20 protein-coding genes and 2 tRNA genes are annotated in these 16,002 nt (G+C 53.8%); 14 read left to right on the top strand and 8 right to left on the bottom strand.

Annotation, left to right across the window (positions count from 1 at the left end; all coding sequences use genetic code 11):
* Positions 1-87 precede the first annotated feature (87 nt).
* From fliL to rcsA, 8 genes are all read left to right on the top strand, one after another.
* Complete coding sequence (fliL, locus tag WFN61_RS11920; RefSeq protein ID WP_144817315.1) at positions 88-555, top strand: flagellar basal body-associated protein FliL; 468 nt, start codon at positions 88-90, stop codon at positions 553-555.
* 4 nt (positions 556-559) lie between these two features.
* Entirely contained in the window at positions 560-1,564 is a 1,005-nt protein-coding gene (gene fliM, locus WFN61_RS11915; RefSeq protein WP_103819218.1) for a flagellar motor switch protein FliM, read from the top strand.
* Complete coding sequence (gene fliN, locus WFN61_RS11910) at positions 1,561-1,977, top strand: flagellar motor switch protein FliN (protein ID WP_144817314.1); 417 nt, start codon at positions 1,561-1,563, stop codon at positions 1,975-1,977. Before fliM ends, fliN begins: the two co-directional genes overlap by 4 nt.
* 2 nt (positions 1,978-1,979) lie before the next feature.
* Positions 1,980-2,354, top strand: a complete 375-nt coding sequence (gene fliO, locus WFN61_RS11905) for a flagellar biosynthetic protein FliO (RefSeq protein ID WP_222888228.1) — start codon at positions 1,980-1,982, stop codon at positions 2,352-2,354.
* A complete protein-coding gene (gene fliP / locus WFN61_RS11900; protein ID WP_103819216.1) occupies positions 2,354-3,091 on the top strand; it encodes a flagellar type III secretion system pore protein FliP in 738 nt (245 codons plus the stop codon). The genes fliO and fliP overlap by 1 nt, the downstream gene beginning before the upstream one ends.
* A gap of 11 nt (positions 3,092-3,102) precedes the next feature.
* Positions 3,103-3,372: a flagellar biosynthesis protein FliQ gene (gene fliQ / locus WFN61_RS11895; RefSeq protein WP_042391441.1), complete on the top strand. Its 270-nt coding sequence runs from the start codon at positions 3,103-3,105 to the stop codon at positions 3,370-3,372.
* Between the two features lie 9 nt (positions 3,373-3,381).
* Positions 3,382-4,176, top strand: a complete 795-nt coding sequence (gene fliR, locus WFN61_RS11890) for a flagellar biosynthetic protein FliR (protein ID WP_144817312.1) — start codon at positions 3,382-3,384, stop codon at positions 4,174-4,176.
* Between the two features lie 283 nt (positions 4,177-4,459).
* A complete protein-coding gene (gene rcsA / locus WFN61_RS11885) occupies positions 4,460-5,083 on the top strand; it encodes a transcriptional regulator RcsA (protein WP_042391443.1) in 624 nt (207 codons plus the stop codon).
* Between the two features lie 48 nt (positions 5,084-5,131).
* Here rcsA and dsrB read toward each other — a convergent pair whose 3' ends face one another.
* Entirely contained in the window at positions 5,132-5,320 is a 189-nt protein-coding gene (gene dsrB / locus WFN61_RS11880) for a protein DsrB (protein ID WP_186370557.1), read from the bottom strand.
* Positions 5,321-5,441: 121 nt separating this feature from the next.
* On the opposite strand from dsrB, the gene WFN61_RS11875 reads away from it, so the two are divergent.
* Entirely contained in the window at positions 5,442-5,627 is a 186-nt protein-coding gene (locus WFN61_RS11875; protein WP_257758004.1) for a hypothetical protein, read from the top strand.
* 294 nt (positions 5,628-5,921) lie between these two features.
* The gene (locus WFN61_RS11870; RefSeq protein ID WP_337038712.1) at positions 5,922-6,737 is read left to right on the top strand and encodes a mannosyl-3-phosphoglycerate phosphatase-related protein; all 816 of its coding nucleotides are present in this window, start codon (positions 5,922-5,924) and stop codon (positions 6,735-6,737) included.
* Here the strand turns inward: WFN61_RS11870 and dgcQ are convergent.
* On the bottom strand, positions 6,716-8,425 hold the full coding sequence (gene dgcQ / locus WFN61_RS11865) for a cellulose biosynthesis regulator diguanylate cyclase DgcQ (protein ID WP_337038711.1): 1,710 nt from the start codon (positions 8,423-8,425) through the stop codon (positions 6,716-6,718). The two genes, WFN61_RS11870 and dgcQ, sit on opposite strands and share 22 nt — an antisense overlap.
* A gap of 94 nt (positions 8,426-8,519) precedes the next feature.
* Complete coding sequence (locus WFN61_RS11860) at positions 8,520-9,440, bottom strand: DUF808 domain-containing protein (RefSeq protein ID WP_353655490.1); 921 nt, start codon at positions 9,438-9,440, stop codon at positions 8,520-8,522.
* Positions 9,441-9,609: 169 nt separating this feature from the next.
* Here WFN61_RS11860 and yedA point away from each other — a divergent pair, with 169 nt between their 5' ends.
* Positions 9,610-10,521, top strand: a complete 912-nt coding sequence (yedA, locus tag WFN61_RS11855; protein WP_337038710.1) for a drug/metabolite exporter YedA — start codon at positions 9,610-9,612, stop codon at positions 10,519-10,521.
* Here the strand turns inward: yedA and WFN61_RS11850 are convergent.
* Positions 10,496-10,993, bottom strand: coding sequence for a very short patch repair endonuclease (locus WFN61_RS11850; RefSeq protein WP_337038709.1), 498 nt, complete (start codon positions 10,991-10,993; stop codon positions 10,496-10,498). The genes yedA and WFN61_RS11850 overlap by 26 nt on opposite strands.
* Positions 10,994-11,447: 454 nt before the next feature.
* On the opposite strand from WFN61_RS11850, the gene ompC reads away from it, so the two are divergent.
* A complete protein-coding gene (ompC, locus tag WFN61_RS11845) occupies positions 11,448-12,602 on the top strand; it encodes a porin OmpC (RefSeq protein ID WP_257758008.1) in 1,155 nt (384 codons plus the stop codon).
* A 41-nt stretch (positions 12,603-12,643) separates the two neighbouring features.
* Here ompC and WFN61_RS11840 read toward each other — a convergent pair whose 3' ends face one another.
* Positions 12,644-13,270: a hypothetical protein gene (locus tag WFN61_RS11840; RefSeq protein ID WP_337038708.1), complete on the bottom strand. Its 627-nt coding sequence runs from the start codon at positions 13,268-13,270 to the stop codon at positions 12,644-12,646.
* Between the two features lie 204 nt (positions 13,271-13,474).
* Positions 13,475-13,564 (bottom strand) — tRNA-Ser (locus WFN61_RS11835).
* A gap of 93 nt (positions 13,565-13,657) precedes the next feature.
* Here WFN61_RS11835 and mtfA point away from each other — a divergent pair.
* Positions 13,658-14,455 carry a DgsA anti-repressor MtfA gene (gene mtfA / locus WFN61_RS11830; RefSeq protein ID WP_257758009.1) on the top strand — a complete coding sequence of 266 codons (798 nt, stop codon included), beginning with the start codon at positions 13,658-13,660 and terminating at the stop codon, positions 14,453-14,455.
* A gap of 100 nt (positions 14,456-14,555) precedes the next feature.
* Positions 14,556-14,631, top strand: a tRNA-Asn gene (locus WFN61_RS11825).
* A gap of 20 nt (positions 14,632-14,651) precedes the next feature.
* On the opposite strand, the gene WFN61_RS11820 is transcribed toward WFN61_RS11825, so the two are convergent.
* Both WFN61_RS11820 and WFN61_RS11815 read right to left on the bottom strand, forming a co-directional pair.
* Positions 14,652-14,864, bottom strand: coding sequence for a hypothetical protein (locus WFN61_RS11820; protein ID WP_144817301.1), 213 nt, complete (start codon positions 14,862-14,864; stop codon positions 14,652-14,654).
* Positions 14,865-14,876: 12 nt separating this feature from the next.
* Complete coding sequence (locus WFN61_RS11815; protein WP_257758010.1) at positions 14,877-15,923, bottom strand: fimbrial protein; 1,047 nt, start codon at positions 15,921-15,923, stop codon at positions 14,877-14,879.
* Positions 15,924-16,002: the final 79 nt, after the last annotated feature.

Below are 16,002 nucleotides of genomic sequence, written 5' to 3'. Positions count from 1 at the left end.
TTATCCCCGTCTTTTCCGCCCTTTGACGGACGCAGGACACGGGATAATCAGTCTATAAGCAGTACCGAAACAGGAAGCACGTAACAGATGACTGACGCCGCAATTAGCAAGAAGAAGAAACGCTCAATCTGGATCCCGCTGTTGGTGTTGATCACGCTCGCCGCGTGCGCCACCGCTGGCTATAGCTACTGGCGCATGCACCAGCAGCCAGGTGAAGAGGTGAAAGCCGAAGCGCCGCCACCGCCTGCACCGGTCTTTTTCGCGCTGGATACCTTTACCGTTAACCTGGGCGAAGCCGATCGCGTCTTCTACATTGGCATTACCCTGCGCCTGAAAGACGAAGGCACGCGCGCACGCCTGAGCGAGTATCTGCCGGAGGTGCGTAGCCGCCTGCTGCTGCTCTTCTCCCGTCAGGATGCCACGCAGCTGGCAACCGACGAAGGCAAGCGCCAGCTGGTCGCCGCCATTAAAGAGACGCTCTCTCCGCCGTTAGTCCCTGGCCAGCCAAAGCAGGAAGTGACTGACGTTCTCTATACAGCTTTCATTTTGCGGTAAAGACATGGGCGATAGCATTCTTTCACAGGCCGAAATTGATGCGCTGCTGAACGGCGACAGCGAACAGAGCGATGCTCCGCAGCCCGGCAAAGGCGGCGAGAGTGATATTCGTCCTTACGATCCCAATACCCAGCGCCGCGTGGTGCGTGAACGCCTGCAGGCGCTGGAGATCATTAATGAACGTTTCGCGCGCCAGTTCCGTATGGGGCTGTTTAACCTGCTGCGCCGCAGCCCGGATATTACCGTGGGGGCGATCCGCATTCAGCCCTACCATGAGTTTGCGCGTAACCTGCCGGTGCCGACCAACCTTAACCTGATCCATCTGAAGCCGCTGCGCGGCACTGGGCTGTTTGTCTTCTCGCCAAGCCTGGTGTTCATTGCCGTGGATAACCTGTTCGGCGGCGATGGCCGTTTCCCGACCAAGGTTGAGGGACGTGAGTTTACCCATACCGAGCAGCGGGTGATCAACCGCATGCTGAAGCTGGCGCTGGAAGGCTACAGCGACGCATGGAAGGCGATTCACCCCCTGGACGTTGAGTATGTTCGTTCGGAGATGCAGGTGAAGTTTACCAACATCACGACCTCGCCGAACGATATCGTCGTCAATACCCCTTTCCACGTGGAGATCGGTAACCTGACCGGCGAGTTTAATATCTGTCTGCCCTTCAGCATGATTGAGCCGCTGCGCGAGACGCTGGTTAACCCGCCGCTGGAGAACTCCCGCAACGAGGATCAGAACTGGCGTGATAACCTGGTTCGTCAGGTGCAGCACTCCGAGCTGGAGCTGATTGCCAATTTCGGCGATGTCCCGCTGCGCCTGTCGCAGATCCTGAAGCTGCAACCCGGCGATGTACTGCCGATCGAGAAACCCGATCGCATCATCGCCCACGTAGACGGTGTCCCGGTGCTTACCAGCCAGTACGGCACCATCAACGGCCAGTATGCCCTGCGCGTTGAACATTTGATCAACCCGATTTTGAATTCGCTGAATGAGGAACAGCCCAAATGAGTGATATGAACAATCCGTCCGATGAGAACAGTATGGCAATGGACGATCTGTGGGCTGACGCGTTGAACGAACAAAAAACCACTCCCAGCAGCAAAAGCACCACCGACTCGGTGTTTCAGCAGTTTGGCGGCGGTGACGTGAGCGGCACCCTGCAGGATATCGATCTGATTATGGATATCCCGGTCAAGCTGACCGTGGAGCTTGGCCGTACCCGCATGACCATTAAAGAGCTGCTGCGCCTGACCCAGGGGTCGGTGGTGGCGCTGGACGGCCTCGCCGGTGAGCCGCTGGATATCCTGATCAATGGCTATCTGATTGCCCAGGGTGAAGTGGTGGTCGTCGCCGACAAATACGGCGTGCGTATTACCGATATCATCACGCCGTCCGAGCGTATGCGTCGTCTGAGCCGCTAAGCATGAAAACCCAGGCTACCGTTGCGCAGCCCTCTGCCGTTCACGGTTCACCGCTGGTGCAGGTGAGCGGCGCGCTGCTGGGTATTATTGCCCTGATCCTCGCGGCAGCCTGGCTGGCGAAGCGGATGGGTTTTGGCGGTAAAACCGCCAGCGCTCGTGGCCTGAAGGTCAGCGCCAGTACAACCGTTGGCCCGCGTGAGCGGGTGATTATCGTTGACGTCGACGATGCCCGACTGGTGCTGGGCGTGACGCCGTCACAAATCAGCCTGCTGCACACGCTTCCTCCGGCACCGCCTGCGAGCGAAGCCCCGAAAGAGAACACCCCGGATTTTCAGGCCGTGTTAAAGAATTTGATCAAGCGTTCCGGGAGATCCTGATGCGCCGTTTGTTACCCCTTGCGCTGGCTGGCCTGGTGCTGGTTGCGCCCAGCGCCTTTGCGCAACTTCCCGGATTAGTCAGCCAACCGCTGGCCAACGGCGGCCAGAGCTGGTCCCTGCCGGTGCAGACCCTGGTGTTTATCACCTCGCTGACCTTCCTGCCCGCTATTCTACTGATGATGACCAGCTTTACCCGCATCATCATCGTTTTTGGCCTGCTGCGTAACGCCCTGGGCACGCCCTCCGCGCCGCCTAACCAGGTGCTGCTCGGCCTCGCGCTATTCCTGACCTTTTTTATTATGTCGCCGGTGATCGATAAGATTTATACCGAGGCCTATCAGCCGTTCAGTGAAAGCAAGATCTCTATCGATGTGGCGCTAGAGAAAGGCGCGCAGCCGCTGAGAGAGTTTATGATGCGCCAGACGCGGGAAGCCGATTTAGCGCTGTTTGCCCGCCTGGCCAACAGCGGCCCGCTGCCTGGCCCGGAAGCGGTGCCGATGCGCATTCTGCTCCCGGCCTATGTGACCAGCGAGCTCAAGACCGCGTTTCAGATTGGCTTTACCATTTTTATTCCGTTCCTCATCATCGACCTTGTTATCGCCAGCGTGCTGATGGCGCTGGGGATGATGATGGTTCCGCCCGCCACCATCGCCCTGCCGTTTAAGCTGATGCTGTTCGTGCTGGTAGACGGTTGGCAGCTGCTGGTCGGCTCCCTGGCGCAGAGCTTTTACAGTTAAGGAGTGCGGAAATGACGCCAGAATCGGTGATGATGATGGGCACGGACGCGATGAAAATCGCGTTGATGGTCGCCGCGCCCCTGCTGCTGGTGGCGCTGGTCACCGGCCTGGTGATCAGTATTCTTCAGGCCGCCACGCAGATTAACGAGATGACGCTGTCGTTTATCCCGAAAATTATCGCCGTTTTCGTTGCTATTATCGTTGCCGGCCCGTGGATGCTTAACCTGCTGCTGGACTATATGCGCACCCTGTTCAGCAACATTCCCTATATTATTGGATAAGTAACCCTTATGGTGTCGGTAACCAGCGATCAGTGGCTCCACTGGCTGAGTCTCTACTTTTGGCCGCTGCTGCGCGTGCTGGCACTGATCTCGACCGCGCCGATCCTCAGCGAGCGTAGCGTGCCGAAACGCGTGAAGCTGGGGCTGGGATTTGTCATTACCATCATCATTGCGCCTTCCCTGCCCGCCACCAACGTGCCAATCTTTTCCGGGGACTCGCTGTGGCTGGCGTTGCAGCAGATCCTGATTGGCATTGCGCTGGGCTTTACCATGCAGTTCGCTTTTGCCGCTATACGCACCGCTGGCGAGCTGATTGGGCTACAGATGGGGCTCTCCTTTGCTACCTTCTTCGATCCCGGCAGCAACCTGAATATGCCCGTGCTGGCGCGCTTCATGGATATGCTGGCCCTGCTGCTATTTCTGACCTTTAACGGTCACCTGTGGCTGATCTCGATGCTGGTGGATACGTTCCATACCCTGCCCATCGGTGGCGAGCCGGTGAACAGCAATGCGTTCCTCGCCTTAACCCGTGCGGGCGGACTGATTTTTATCAACGGCCTGATGCTGGCGCTGCCGGTCATTACCCTGCTGCTAACCCTGAACCTCTCCCTGGGGCTGTTGAACCGTATGGCTCCCCAGCTCTCGATCTTCTCAATAGGTTTTCCCGTCACCCTGGGCGTCGGTATTGTGCTGATGGCGGCCCTGATGCCGCTCATTGCCCCCTTCTGCGAGCATCTGTTCAGCGAAATTTTTAATCTGCTGGCGGATATCATCAGCGAATTACCGCAGGCCTCCAATCCTTAGGTTTTGAATGGTCTTTATTGAGGATATTCCTAAAAAGGAATTTCGCTAATACCCGCCAGGATATACGGGACGCGGTTTATTTGTTTTTATGATTATCACAGTTCCGAAAGTTTACTTTACTTTAAGATGTTTCCTGGCAAATTATACCTAACTTTACGGGATAGTGTGTTCGCCTGAAAGTCCTGTCCTGCTCATAGGTTTTCAGAATATTTTCATCCTTTTACTGTTATGAGTAGCTCAGGCAGGTGGTGAATTATCGTTACGCATTGAGTGAGGGTATGCCATGTCAACGATTATTATGGATTTATGCAGCTATACCCGGTTGGGATTAACCGGTTATCTGGCAAGTCGCGGAGTAAAAAAACGAGATATCAAAGACGTATCCAGCGTCAGCGAGCTCGGCTCAGCCTGCGAGGCCTGGCGGCCCGCGGTGGTGTTTATTAATGAAGACTGCTTCATCCACGATCTCGAACAGAGTCAGCATATCAAGCAAATCATTAATCAGCATCCCAAGACGTTGTTTATTGTGTTTATGGCGATAGCAAATATCCATTTTGATGAATACCTGCTGGTGCGCAAAAACTTATTAATTAGTTCTAAATCGATTAAACCCGAGTCGCTGGATGAGTTTCTCGCCGATTATCTAAATAAAGAAGCGAAGGGGCAAAAAGGGATTAATCTCCCTACACTATCGTTAAGCCGTACTGAATCCAGTATGCTGCGAATGTGGATGTCCGGTCAGGGAACGATTCAAATCTCCGACCAGATGAATATTAAAGCCAAAACGGTATCATCACATAAGGGTAATATTAAAAGAAAAATAAAAACGCATAATAAGCAGGTTATCTACCACGTGGTACGCCTGACGGATTATGTCACCAGCGGCATCTTCGTCAATATGCGTTGAGAGGGCAAGCAGGCACTTACCCTCCAGGGCATGAGGGCAGTGATAGCGTTACGCCTGCATCTCTACGAATACCCCGTCCGGATGCCCTTTTTCATTAAAGAACCAGATGCCGAGCGGGTAATCTTCAAGCGAAACCAGATACATTGTGCCTTCATTAAACTCTTCAATAGCGAGTACGACACCCGGACGTCGCGGTCCCCCGTCCGTTTTAACTGTAACCCGATCGTTTACCTTCATTATTTTCCTCCTGTCACATTTTTGCCAGTGTAGAACAAAATGCGCGGTCTGACAGCCCTACCGTCGTGATTGCTGCTTTTCTCCACCGACTATACTTAGGGAAACGGTCTGTGGAGTCACGATGATGAATACCAGCCATGAAAAAATGTTGAACGATGCTGAAGTTGATGCGCTGCTCGCCGCTATCGATCCCAGCAGTCCGGAGAAACACCCTGTTGATCGGGTGCAAAATAGCGAAGAGTATGGGGTAGCCAATGCCTGGGAGATGGACATTCACGATGGTAGCGCGGCGGAACTGGATCGCTAAAAGAAAAAATCCCGGTCTGGGGAGACCGGGATAAAGCTTGCGTTTGCAAGAAGCACTTGAAAATTCGTTACACCAGGAAATCTGATGCGGTTATGAATGTATATGCAAATTATTTGCGGTACAAGATAATATTCATCAACCTAATTATTATTTCGTACAACTGTTTTACGACTAAAGTATGAGAAGCCAGAAGGCATCGCCTTTAGCGGGTTATTTAAATCAGGTATCTATAGTGCATGTTTATTAAATTAAGATTTTTCTTACTATCCCGTTGCGCTAGCAAAGGAGCAGACCATGCCCGACCTTAACGATACGCTGCTGGTATTTACCGATATCGACGGTACGTTACTTGATAGTCATACCCACGAATGGCAGCCGGCCGAGCCCTGGTTGACGCGTCTGCGTCAGCATGAAATACCCGTTATCCTGTGTAGCAGCATGACGGCGGCGGAAATTGTGGCGATCCAGAAGATGGTCGGGTTACAAGGGCAACCGTTTATTGCTGAGAACGGCGCGGTGATCCAGATCGATGCGCACTGGGAAGGGCATATAAACGCGCCACGCCTGCTTAACGGCGCGACCCACGATCAGATTATGACCGTTCTGACGCCGCTGCGGGAAAATGAGGGGTATAAATTCACACCCTTTAGCGATCTTGAGGTCGCTGCCCTGGTTGAGCTAACCGGTTATACGCCCGCTCAGGCGAGCCTGGCCCGGCTGCATGAAGCCTCCGAGACGCTGATCTGGCGCGATAGCGATGAGCGAATGGCAAAATTTGACGCTGACCTGACCCGCTTTGGCCTGCGTCTTGTCCAGGGCGCACGCTACTGGCATGTTATCGACCAGCGCGATGGTAAGGATCAGGCCGTAAACTGGCTGACGCGCCAGTACTGCCAGCATGAGGGCAAGCAGTACACGACCCTTGGCCTTGGCGATGGCCCTAATGATGCCCCTATGTTGGACAATGTCGATTTTGCCATTGTGGTGAAAGGGTTTAACCGCGACGGCGTTATGCTCTGCGACGATGATCCCTCCCGGGTCTATCGCACCACCCAGACCGGCCCCGCAGGCTGGCATGAAGGGCTGGATCACGTGTTCGGCGCATCCTGAATGGGGTCAACAGCACAGACGCGGTTGCGCCCGCCCCATTTGGCCAGATAGAGCCGCTTGTCTGCCACCATCTGCAAATATTCAAAGACGTAGCTCTCGCTCGGCTCAGCGCTGCTGACGCCCAGCGAGGCGCTGATGCGGATGGTCTGGCTATTGTGGACCAGGATCTCTTTGCGGCTGATACGCTCACGTACCCGCTCTGCAACGCGCTGCGCCTGGAGCAGGGTGCTCCCCGGAAGAACGATGCAGAACTCCTCCCCACCGACGCGCCCGGCAAGGTCTTCTCCCTGTATACAGCCTCCAATCAGCCGTGCGGCCTGGGTCAGGACTAAATCTCCTGCCTGGTGACCATAGTGGTCGTTAACGTTTTTGAAGTGATCGAGATCGAGCTGGATCACCGAGAACGGTCTGTGCTGCTGCTGACACAGCTCCGCCAGCGCCTTTGCCCGTTCAAAAAGCGCGCCGCGGTTGAGCAGCCGCGTCAGCGGATCGTGCCACGCCTGCCACTGCAGCGAGTGTTGCATGGCGTACATATTGCTGACCATACGGCGAATGACTACCCAGGAGGATAATACCATCGCGGTAAACAGCAGCCACAGCAGCGCCAGCACAATGCTGATGGTACCAAAATCCCCCTGCAAGCCTTCCCGTAGGGTCTGGATGCGCAGCAGCATCCCGTCAAAGTGGTCAAGTTTCTGCCAGACAACGAAGTTTGGCCCAAGACGCAGGCTGCCGCTATTGCTCAGCGTTATTGCCTGGGTCAGCATCTCGCGCTGCGCCTGGGTAAAGTTACGCGGCTGCACACCAGCAGGCAAAGAGGTGACCACACGTTCAAGGTTATTATTATAAAGCTGGTACTCTCCCTGCTCTTCATCCCTGAGCGCCTCCGCCAGCAGCTGTTTTACCGACGAATAGGCGTAGTCAATCGCCAGCACACCGTACCAGTACTGGGCATAGTCCAGCGGTACGCTAACCGTGACTATTGGCTCCTGCAGACCAGCAGGGTGCTGAGAGGTAAACCAGCGAATGCCGCGAAAACGGTTGTCATGGATGGATTGCCCGGTAAACCAGGGCTGCGCCAGTAGACTTTCATAGCGCGTAATGCTCTCTGCCGACACGGCTGTCGGCCGGGAAGAGAGATAGAAACCAGCGCGTGAAACATACCAGGCGTGCTTAGGCATCGCGGGTATTGCCGTGGCGAGACGCATGATGTAACCAACCTCCAGGGCGGCGGTCATCTCATTATGCATCTGGGGATCGTCGCGGCTAAGCAGCGGATGCCGGGCAACAAAGGCGTCGGAGACGCCGGTAATCGGCAGCGTGCGTCGCTGATCGACGCTGATACGCCAGACAGGCAGCTGACGCTGCTGGGCAAACTCAGCCTGCACATTCTTCAACACATCTGAGGCCAGCGGTGTCTGCACCGCTGCCCTCATGGCATTGCGAAAGAAGAGCAGCGCGTTAACCCCGATCTCCATCTGCCGGTCCAGCGTGCTGGAGACCTTATCGAGGGTATTGCGCTGGCTGGCAACATACGCATCCTCCAGTACCGCAACCTCGCGCCAGGTCAGCAGCGTTGAGCTGACCAACACAATCAAAAAACAGAGATTAACGACGCGAGCAGGCACCAGATACGTGCGAATGCGATTTAGCCGTGACGAGCCTGTGGCAGCGGTAGAGGGTGGCACGACGTCTCCATAGTTTTTGCTGAAGTTATCCAGTCACTACAATCCCTATTATCGGCACGCCGCTGCCAGACTTCATATCGGGTCAGGCAGATCGCTAGTGGGCGGCTCCGCGTAGACGCGAGATGCCCTTTACCAGTCCGACAACAATCAGGCCAATAATAAACCCGAGCACCAGGTTTGCCAGCGTTGGCAACGTCGCGGCCAGTACCGCGCCCTGCTCTGCGGCAAAATGCTCAATGGCATGATGCAGAGGTGCAATGCCATGAACCACGATGCCGCCCCCCACCAGAAACATCGCCAGTGTGCCAACGATCGACAGCACTTTCATCAGCCAGGGCGCAACCACCAGCAATCCTTTACCCACGGTTTTTGCCAGTGCGCCTGGGCGCTCAACCAGCCAGTAGCCCATGTCGTCCAGCTTAACGATGATCCCCACCAGACCATAAACACCAAGCGTAACCAGCACGGCGATACCTGACAGCACCAGCACCTGATTAAGCAGAGGCGCATCGGCCACGATCCCCAGCGTAATCGCGACAATCTCTGCCGACAGGATAAAGTCGGTACGAATCGCCCCTTTTACCTTATCTCGCTCGTACTGCTTTGGATCCTGCTTAGCAATGGCGTTTAGCCGCTCCTGCGCCTGCTGAGGGTCCTCTTTATGCTTGCGGGCGTGCAGGCTATGCAGCACCTTCTCTACCCCCTCAAAACAGAGAAACGCCCCGCCGACCATCAGCAGCGGCGTGATGGCCCAGGGAATAAAGGCGCTGATCAGCAGCGCCAGCGGCACCAGGATCACCTTGTTTAACAGGGAGCCTTTGGCCACGCTCCAGACCACCGGCAGTTCGCGGTTGGCCCGCACGCCAGAAACCTGCTGGGCGTTGAGAGAGAGATCGTCACCCAATACCCCTGCGGTCTTTTTAGCCGCCAGCTTGCCCATCAGTGAAATGTCGTCGAGCAACGTGGCAATATCGTCCAGTAAGGTTAATAAACTACTTCCTGCCAAAATAAACATCCTTCTCTAACTACTGATAATAGGAAGATTATGGAGCATAAAAGCCCATTGCGTAAATTAATCCTTAACGTCAACAAATCTTTAACATTACAAGCACGATTAATTGCTCGCCAGTCTGATTGTTTTGGCGTTTACTCTATGCGTCATTTCAATTTTGTCGTGAGGGAGTATGCGTTTCAGGCAGCTTTTACCGCTTATTGGTGCGCTTTTTGCGCTCTACATTATTTGGGGTTCCACCTACTTTGCGATTCGTATCGGCGTCGAGAGCTGGCCGCCGTTGATGATGGCCGGGGTACGCTTTTTCTCTGCCGGTCTTCTGCTGATCGCCTTTTTGCTCATTACCGGCCACCGTTTACCCTCCCTGCGCCCGCTGCTTAACGCGGCGCTGATTGGGGTTCTGCTGCTGGCGGTGGGCAACGGCATGGTGACGCTGGCCGAACATCAAAATGTCCCATCCGGGATTGCCGCCGTAGTCGTGGCGACCGTTCCGCTCTTTACCCTCTGCTTTAGCCACTTTTTCGGCATCGCTACGCGCAAGCTAGAGTGGTTCGGCATTGCTATCGGCCTGTCGGGCATTGTTCTGCTTAACAGCGGCGGCAACCTGAGCGGTAATCCATGGGGAGCAGGCATGATCCTCATCGGATCCCTGAGCTGGGCTTTTGGCTCTGTTCTGGGTTCGCGCATCGAGCTGCCCACTGGCATGATGGCCGGCGCGATTGAGATGCTCGCCGCAGGCGTTGTACTGCTGGCCGCCTCGGGGCTAACCGGTGAACGGCTGACGGCGATGCCAACGGTGTCTGGACTGCTGGCCGTGAGCTACCTGGCGATTTTTGGTTCGATTATTGCCATCAACGCCTATATGTTCCTGATCCGCACGACTTCCCCTGCGGTAGCGACCAGCTATGCCTACGTTAATCCGGTCGTCGCTGTGCTGCTGGGGACAGGGTTTGCCGGTGAAAGCCTCTCGCCCGTCGAGTGGCTGGCGTTGGGAATTATCATTCTGGCGGTAGTGCTGGTGACGCTGGGTAAGTACCTGCTGCCTGCCCGTCCGACGGTTACGCCGTGTGGGGTGGAGAAGTAACCAGGTCGCAGGCCTGAATGCCCCGGGTGTCGATCTGCGCGGCCGCCCCGCCGCCGCAGATCCACTCTTCAAGCCGCTCGCTAAGGGCTACATCGCTCAGCTTTGCCCGCCCTCGGATCGCACACTCCCAGACAATCAGAACCCGCCACCCCTCTGCCAGCAGCTGGGCACAGTCGCGCCGGTCGCGTTCGACGTTTTTACCAATCTTCTCCAGCCAGAATTCAGTGCGCGTGGCCGGGACCTTAAACAGATAGCAGTCATGATGGTGCCAGAAGCAGCCGTGGGTAAAAATAACGCAGCGGTAGTCATCGACAACAAAATCCGGCCTGCCGGGCAGCGCCGCATCCTGAACACGAAACGCCAGCCCGCAATCGGTAAGCAGCGCGGCAAGCCGTTTCTCAATGGCCGTATCCCGCGTACCGATAGCACGCATATTTTTGCTCCGCGTGGCTTTATCATGAACGTCTGCCATGCTCTCCTCTTTATGCGGTTATTCTGACCAGTAATAGCGTAATAATCTTAGCATCAGGGGCAGATATGGACTGATTTTTTTAATGGGTTATGTAATTATTCTCGTCGTTATTAATCCCAATACCTTTAGATTTCACCCTCGCTCTTCTTGACAGTGCTTGGCTCAGCGTTATTACGCTGAGCTTTTTTTTGCGCCATATCTGGACATTTAAAAAACAAATACAACAACACAAAACGATACAGTAAAAATATGATAGTTATTTCTCAAATTAATATATAAACAACAAAACATTCACCACAAAAATAACAAACCAAAATGAAACATCCAGAAATAAATAATACTATTTACTTACACGTTTCCTTTAAAAATAAATGAACTTAATCGCTAGTATCAGAATTGCAGTTCGGGTAGTTCAATAATCATTTACATTATCAATGATTCAAGGAAATGAATAATGAAAAGAAAAGTATTGGCAATTATTGTCCCGGCACTATTAGCCGCAGGCACAGCACATGCAGCAGAAGTCTATAACCAGAACGGCAATAAGCTCGACCTCTACGGTAAAGTGGACGGCCTGCACTACTTCTCTGATAACAGCAGCGCTGATGGCGATCAGACCTATATCCGTATGGGATTCAAAGGCGAAACCCAAATCTCTGACCAGCTGGTGGGTTATGGCCAGTGGGAGTATAACGTTCAGGCCAATAATACTGAAGACAGCGGCAACCAGAGCTGGACCCGTCTGGCCTTCGCTGGCCTGAAGGCAGGCGACTACGGTTCATTTGACTATGGGCGTAACTACGGCGTGCTGTATGACGTAGAAGCCTGGACCGATATGCTACCGGAGTTCGGCGGCGACAGCTATTCTAAAGCCGATAACTTTATGACTAACCGCGCCAACGGGGTGGCAACCTACCGCAACAACAATATGTTCGGCCTGGTCGACGGCCTCAGCTTTGCCGTGCAGTATCAGGGCAACAACGAGAACACCGGTAACGGTAATGAAGGCACAGCCAGCCGTAATGGAGATGCCGACGCACGTTACGAGAACGGCGACGGCTGGGGCCTCTCCTCTACCTATGACTTTGGCAGCGGCTTTAGCGTGGGTGCGGCGTACGCCTCATCTGACCGAACCGCAGATCAGACCAATCGCGGCAATGCTGCAGACAGCACCTATGCTGGCGGCGATAAAGCGGACGCCTGGACTACCGGCCTGAAGTATGACGCGAATAATGTCTACCTGGCGGCGATGTATTCCGAAACCCGAAATATGACCCCGTACGGCAGCACTGATAACGCCGATATTGGCGGTATTGCCAATAAAACGCAGAACTTCGAAGTTACCGCACAGTACCAGTTCGACTTTGGCCTGCGCCCGGCGGTCTCTTTCCTGATGTCTAAAGGTAAGGATCTTAACTACAACGGCGTTAACACCGATGAAGATCTGGTTAAATACGCTGACGTAGGCGCGACCTACTACTTCAATAAAAACATGTCGACCTATGTCGACTATAAAATTAACCTGCTGGATGAGGACGAGCAGTTCTACAAAGACGCCGGCATCGCCACCGACGATATTGTCGCGCTGGGTCTGGTTTATCAGTTCTAAACGCGTTTTAAAAACAAAGCCCGCTCGCTGCGGGCTTTTTATTATCTGGCGGTGGCTAACTGCATATCGCCCACTTTATCACGCTGCATCATGCCAAAGGCAATAATAAATAGCCCCAGCATAAAGGGAATTTCGTACAGCTCCTCCAGCAGATCCTGATCGCGCGCGTCATGCAACACCAGCGAGCCCAGCAGACGATGGTGCTCTACCGCATCGGAAAACAAAAAGGTTATTACCACTAGCGCCACGGTCCACAGCGGGAAGGTTTCATGACGAAAACGCAGCGCTATCTCCTTACGCAGCGTAGCGGAAAGGATCACCGGTAGCGCCAACGCAGCGATCAGAATCACGGAAATAATACGAAATATCAGCCTTGGCTCATCCGGAAAGTAGACCCGGCCCCAGCTGGTACTGCGCCCTAACAGCACCACCCACCAGGCAACGGACCAGAGCCAGAAGGCTTTCTGACCGGGCGTCAGCGTCCAGGATTTGATCCAGAAGAGAGTAAACAACGCGCCGAAAAGCAGCCATAAGGCCTGCCCGTTCTCAATCCAGTTGACCACTCTCGCTTCGCTAACGGGCAACGGGATCTCAGGAAAGATGGGAAAAAGAATAGATAAAATAAAAAGCAGTGCCGTAACAAATGGCAGCTGTGCGTCCAGTTTCATGATTGTTATTACCTGGATGAATATTAGCTCCCTAGCTTATCTGGGTATGTTGCTGGCTGCTTGGCGATGTGTGCCAAATAGTTCATCTAAATTAGGATAATGATGATTCACGGTATGAATGGAAGAGAACTACCTTTGAGATACATCTAAGCAGTGAGTTGTGATGAACGTCGTTGAAAGCGATACGGGTAAGTGCTTGAATAGTGGCGGAGAGAGGGGGATTTGAACCCCCGGTAGAGTTGCCCCTACTCCGGTTTTCGAGACCGGTCCGTTCAGCCGCTCCGGCATCTCTCCGTTTTGATGACTGATATCATGCCAGGATATTGTGCATTTTAACAGTCCTCATCCAGTCAATTGAGTTCAAGTGACGAGTTTGCGAGCAAAGCGATGATAAAATGGCCCTGGAAAGCGAATGAAGCATCACGGATGATCCATTATCCCTGGCAAGAGGCGCTTGCCATTCCGGTTCTGGCAAATCTGACACAGGAAGAGCAGCAGCGTCTTGTCCAGCTTGCCGAACGTTTTTTACAGCAGAAGCGCCTGGCCCCGCTACAGGGGTTCGATCTTGACGCCCTCAAGAGCTGCCGTATCGCCCTGCTCTTTTGCCTGCCGGTGCTCGAGCTGGGCCTTGAGTGGCTAGATGGGTTTCATGAAGTGCTCATCTATCCCGCCCCCTTTGTTGTCGATGACGAGTGGGAAGACGATATTGGCCTGGTGCATAACCAGCGGGTGGTGCACGCCGGGCAGAGCTGGCAGCAGGGGCCAATCGTCCTTAACTGGCTGGACATTCAGGACTCGTTTGATGCCTCAGGTTATAACCTGATTATTCATGAAGTCGCGCATAAGCTGGATACCCGCAACGGCGACCGGGCCAGCGGCGTACCGATGATCACCCTGCGAGAGGTGGCTGGCTGGGAGCACGATCTCCACGCCGCCATGAACAATATTCAGGATGAGATCGATCTGGTAGGCGAAAGTACGGCCAGCATTGATGCCTATGCCGCCACCGATCCCGCCGAGTGCTTCGCCGTCCTCTCCGAATACTTTTTTAGCGCGCCGGAACTGTTTGCCCCACGCTTCCCTTCGCTGTGGCAGCGTTTCTGCCAGTTTTATCGTCAGGATCCGCTTGTCCGTTTACGCGCCAATACTCCGGCTTCAGCCGCCGGGCGCTATCGCGTTCAGTAAAAGCACAGTTTGTACTTTAATTAGGCATTCAAATCAGGATGTTAATTTTCGTATTGACACTAAAAAACGGGGCCAGTAATATGCGCCCCGTTCACACGATTCCTCTGTAGTTCAGTCGGTAGAACGGCGGACTGTTAATCCGTATGTCACTGGTTCGAGTCCAGTCAGAGGAGCCACTCTTTCAGCAATCGCTGCCCTATTTTGTCTTCGCCTGTGCCTCACTTTTCTTCGTCTCTGCATCGCTGCCCGTTTTGTTATCAGCCGACGCTTGAACGCTATTGCCGGCGGGAACAATGGTGCCCGTAAAGGTTAGCGTGGCGTCAGCCGCCTGAACAGACCAGGCTGATGCGATCATGAGTAAAACGGTACCTGACAGTAAAACCTGAACTAATTTATGTGACTTATTCATTGCGGTTTCCTCTTATTGATAGGAGAGCGTTACGGTGGCTGATGCATTGGCATGGCCTGGCAGAATGGCTTTATGCGTCTGGTAGTAACGTGCCTCAAACTGCAGGGTTTGCGCACCGCCAGCGGAATAGTAGATAAACTGGTCTTTACCAAAGGTTACCGGCACATCAGCTTTACCACCGGCACTGACCCAGTAGAGCTGAACGCCGACGCCTGAGGCACTCTCATTGCCAGGCGCAAGCTGAATGACCGATTCGGCACCGGACGGATCCGCGACAGCATCAACGCGAGCGGTTATTTGCGCACCACGTTCACAAATTAAGGGAATATTGAGTCTACTAAACGACGTAGTCGATCCCGGACCGCTGAACTCGTCGGGAGAGTGCGTCCCCAGGAAAGCCGATCCTGATGCGGTATCCACCTTACAGCTCGGAACATGTGGCGGTGTCGCATTGATGGTGCCGGCGAGGTTGACGGTGTAGGTTGTTGACTTGGCCGACCCTGAAACGACAAGATGGTTAGCCTTGCCTGAAAGTGTACCGCTCTCTATATCATCGGAAATTTTCACTAGCTTAAACATCGGACCAAAGTTTACGTTAATAATTGGCGACGTGAAGAAACGCAGCTGCTGCGAGAAGAACTGCTGCTGTGTGTTACCGTTGGCGATCCATCCTGAATAATCTTTCGTCGCGCCAGTCCACAGATGAAATTTCCCCCCCATCTGGATCCCTACTCCCGGCACGTTGGTTTTAAAGGTGCTGCGACCGCCATAGACCGCATCCGCTGGCAGGTCAGAGTAGAGCGTGGTATAAAAATTCCCGCTCCCTTCACACTGGGCCATATGATTTTGAGGATAGGAGAGTTCGCCGGTAATATCGCCGCCGACGGGAAGATCCGTGGGTACCGTAATATTACCTAAATCAATTGTAATTGACGTTGCGTTACGAGCATTACAATATACCCCAGAGGCCTCTGATAAACTGGCCCAGCAGAGAGTGAGTATTAAAAGAGCATAGGAGATCACACTCTTTCTTTTAGAAGTGCGTTTCAAGGATTGCATATTTTTATCTCCAGCCGAGGAATAAAATAGCTATTCAACGGCTCGTTAGGGTTTTATAAGGTTATTTTGATAACGTTCT

Source organism: Pseudescherichia sp. AS216, assembly GCF_037152055.1.
Classification (GTDB): domain Bacteria; phylum Pseudomonadota; class Gammaproteobacteria; order Enterobacterales; family Enterobacteriaceae; genus Pseudescherichia.
This window is presented reverse-complemented; position numbering and strand designations above follow the sequence as displayed.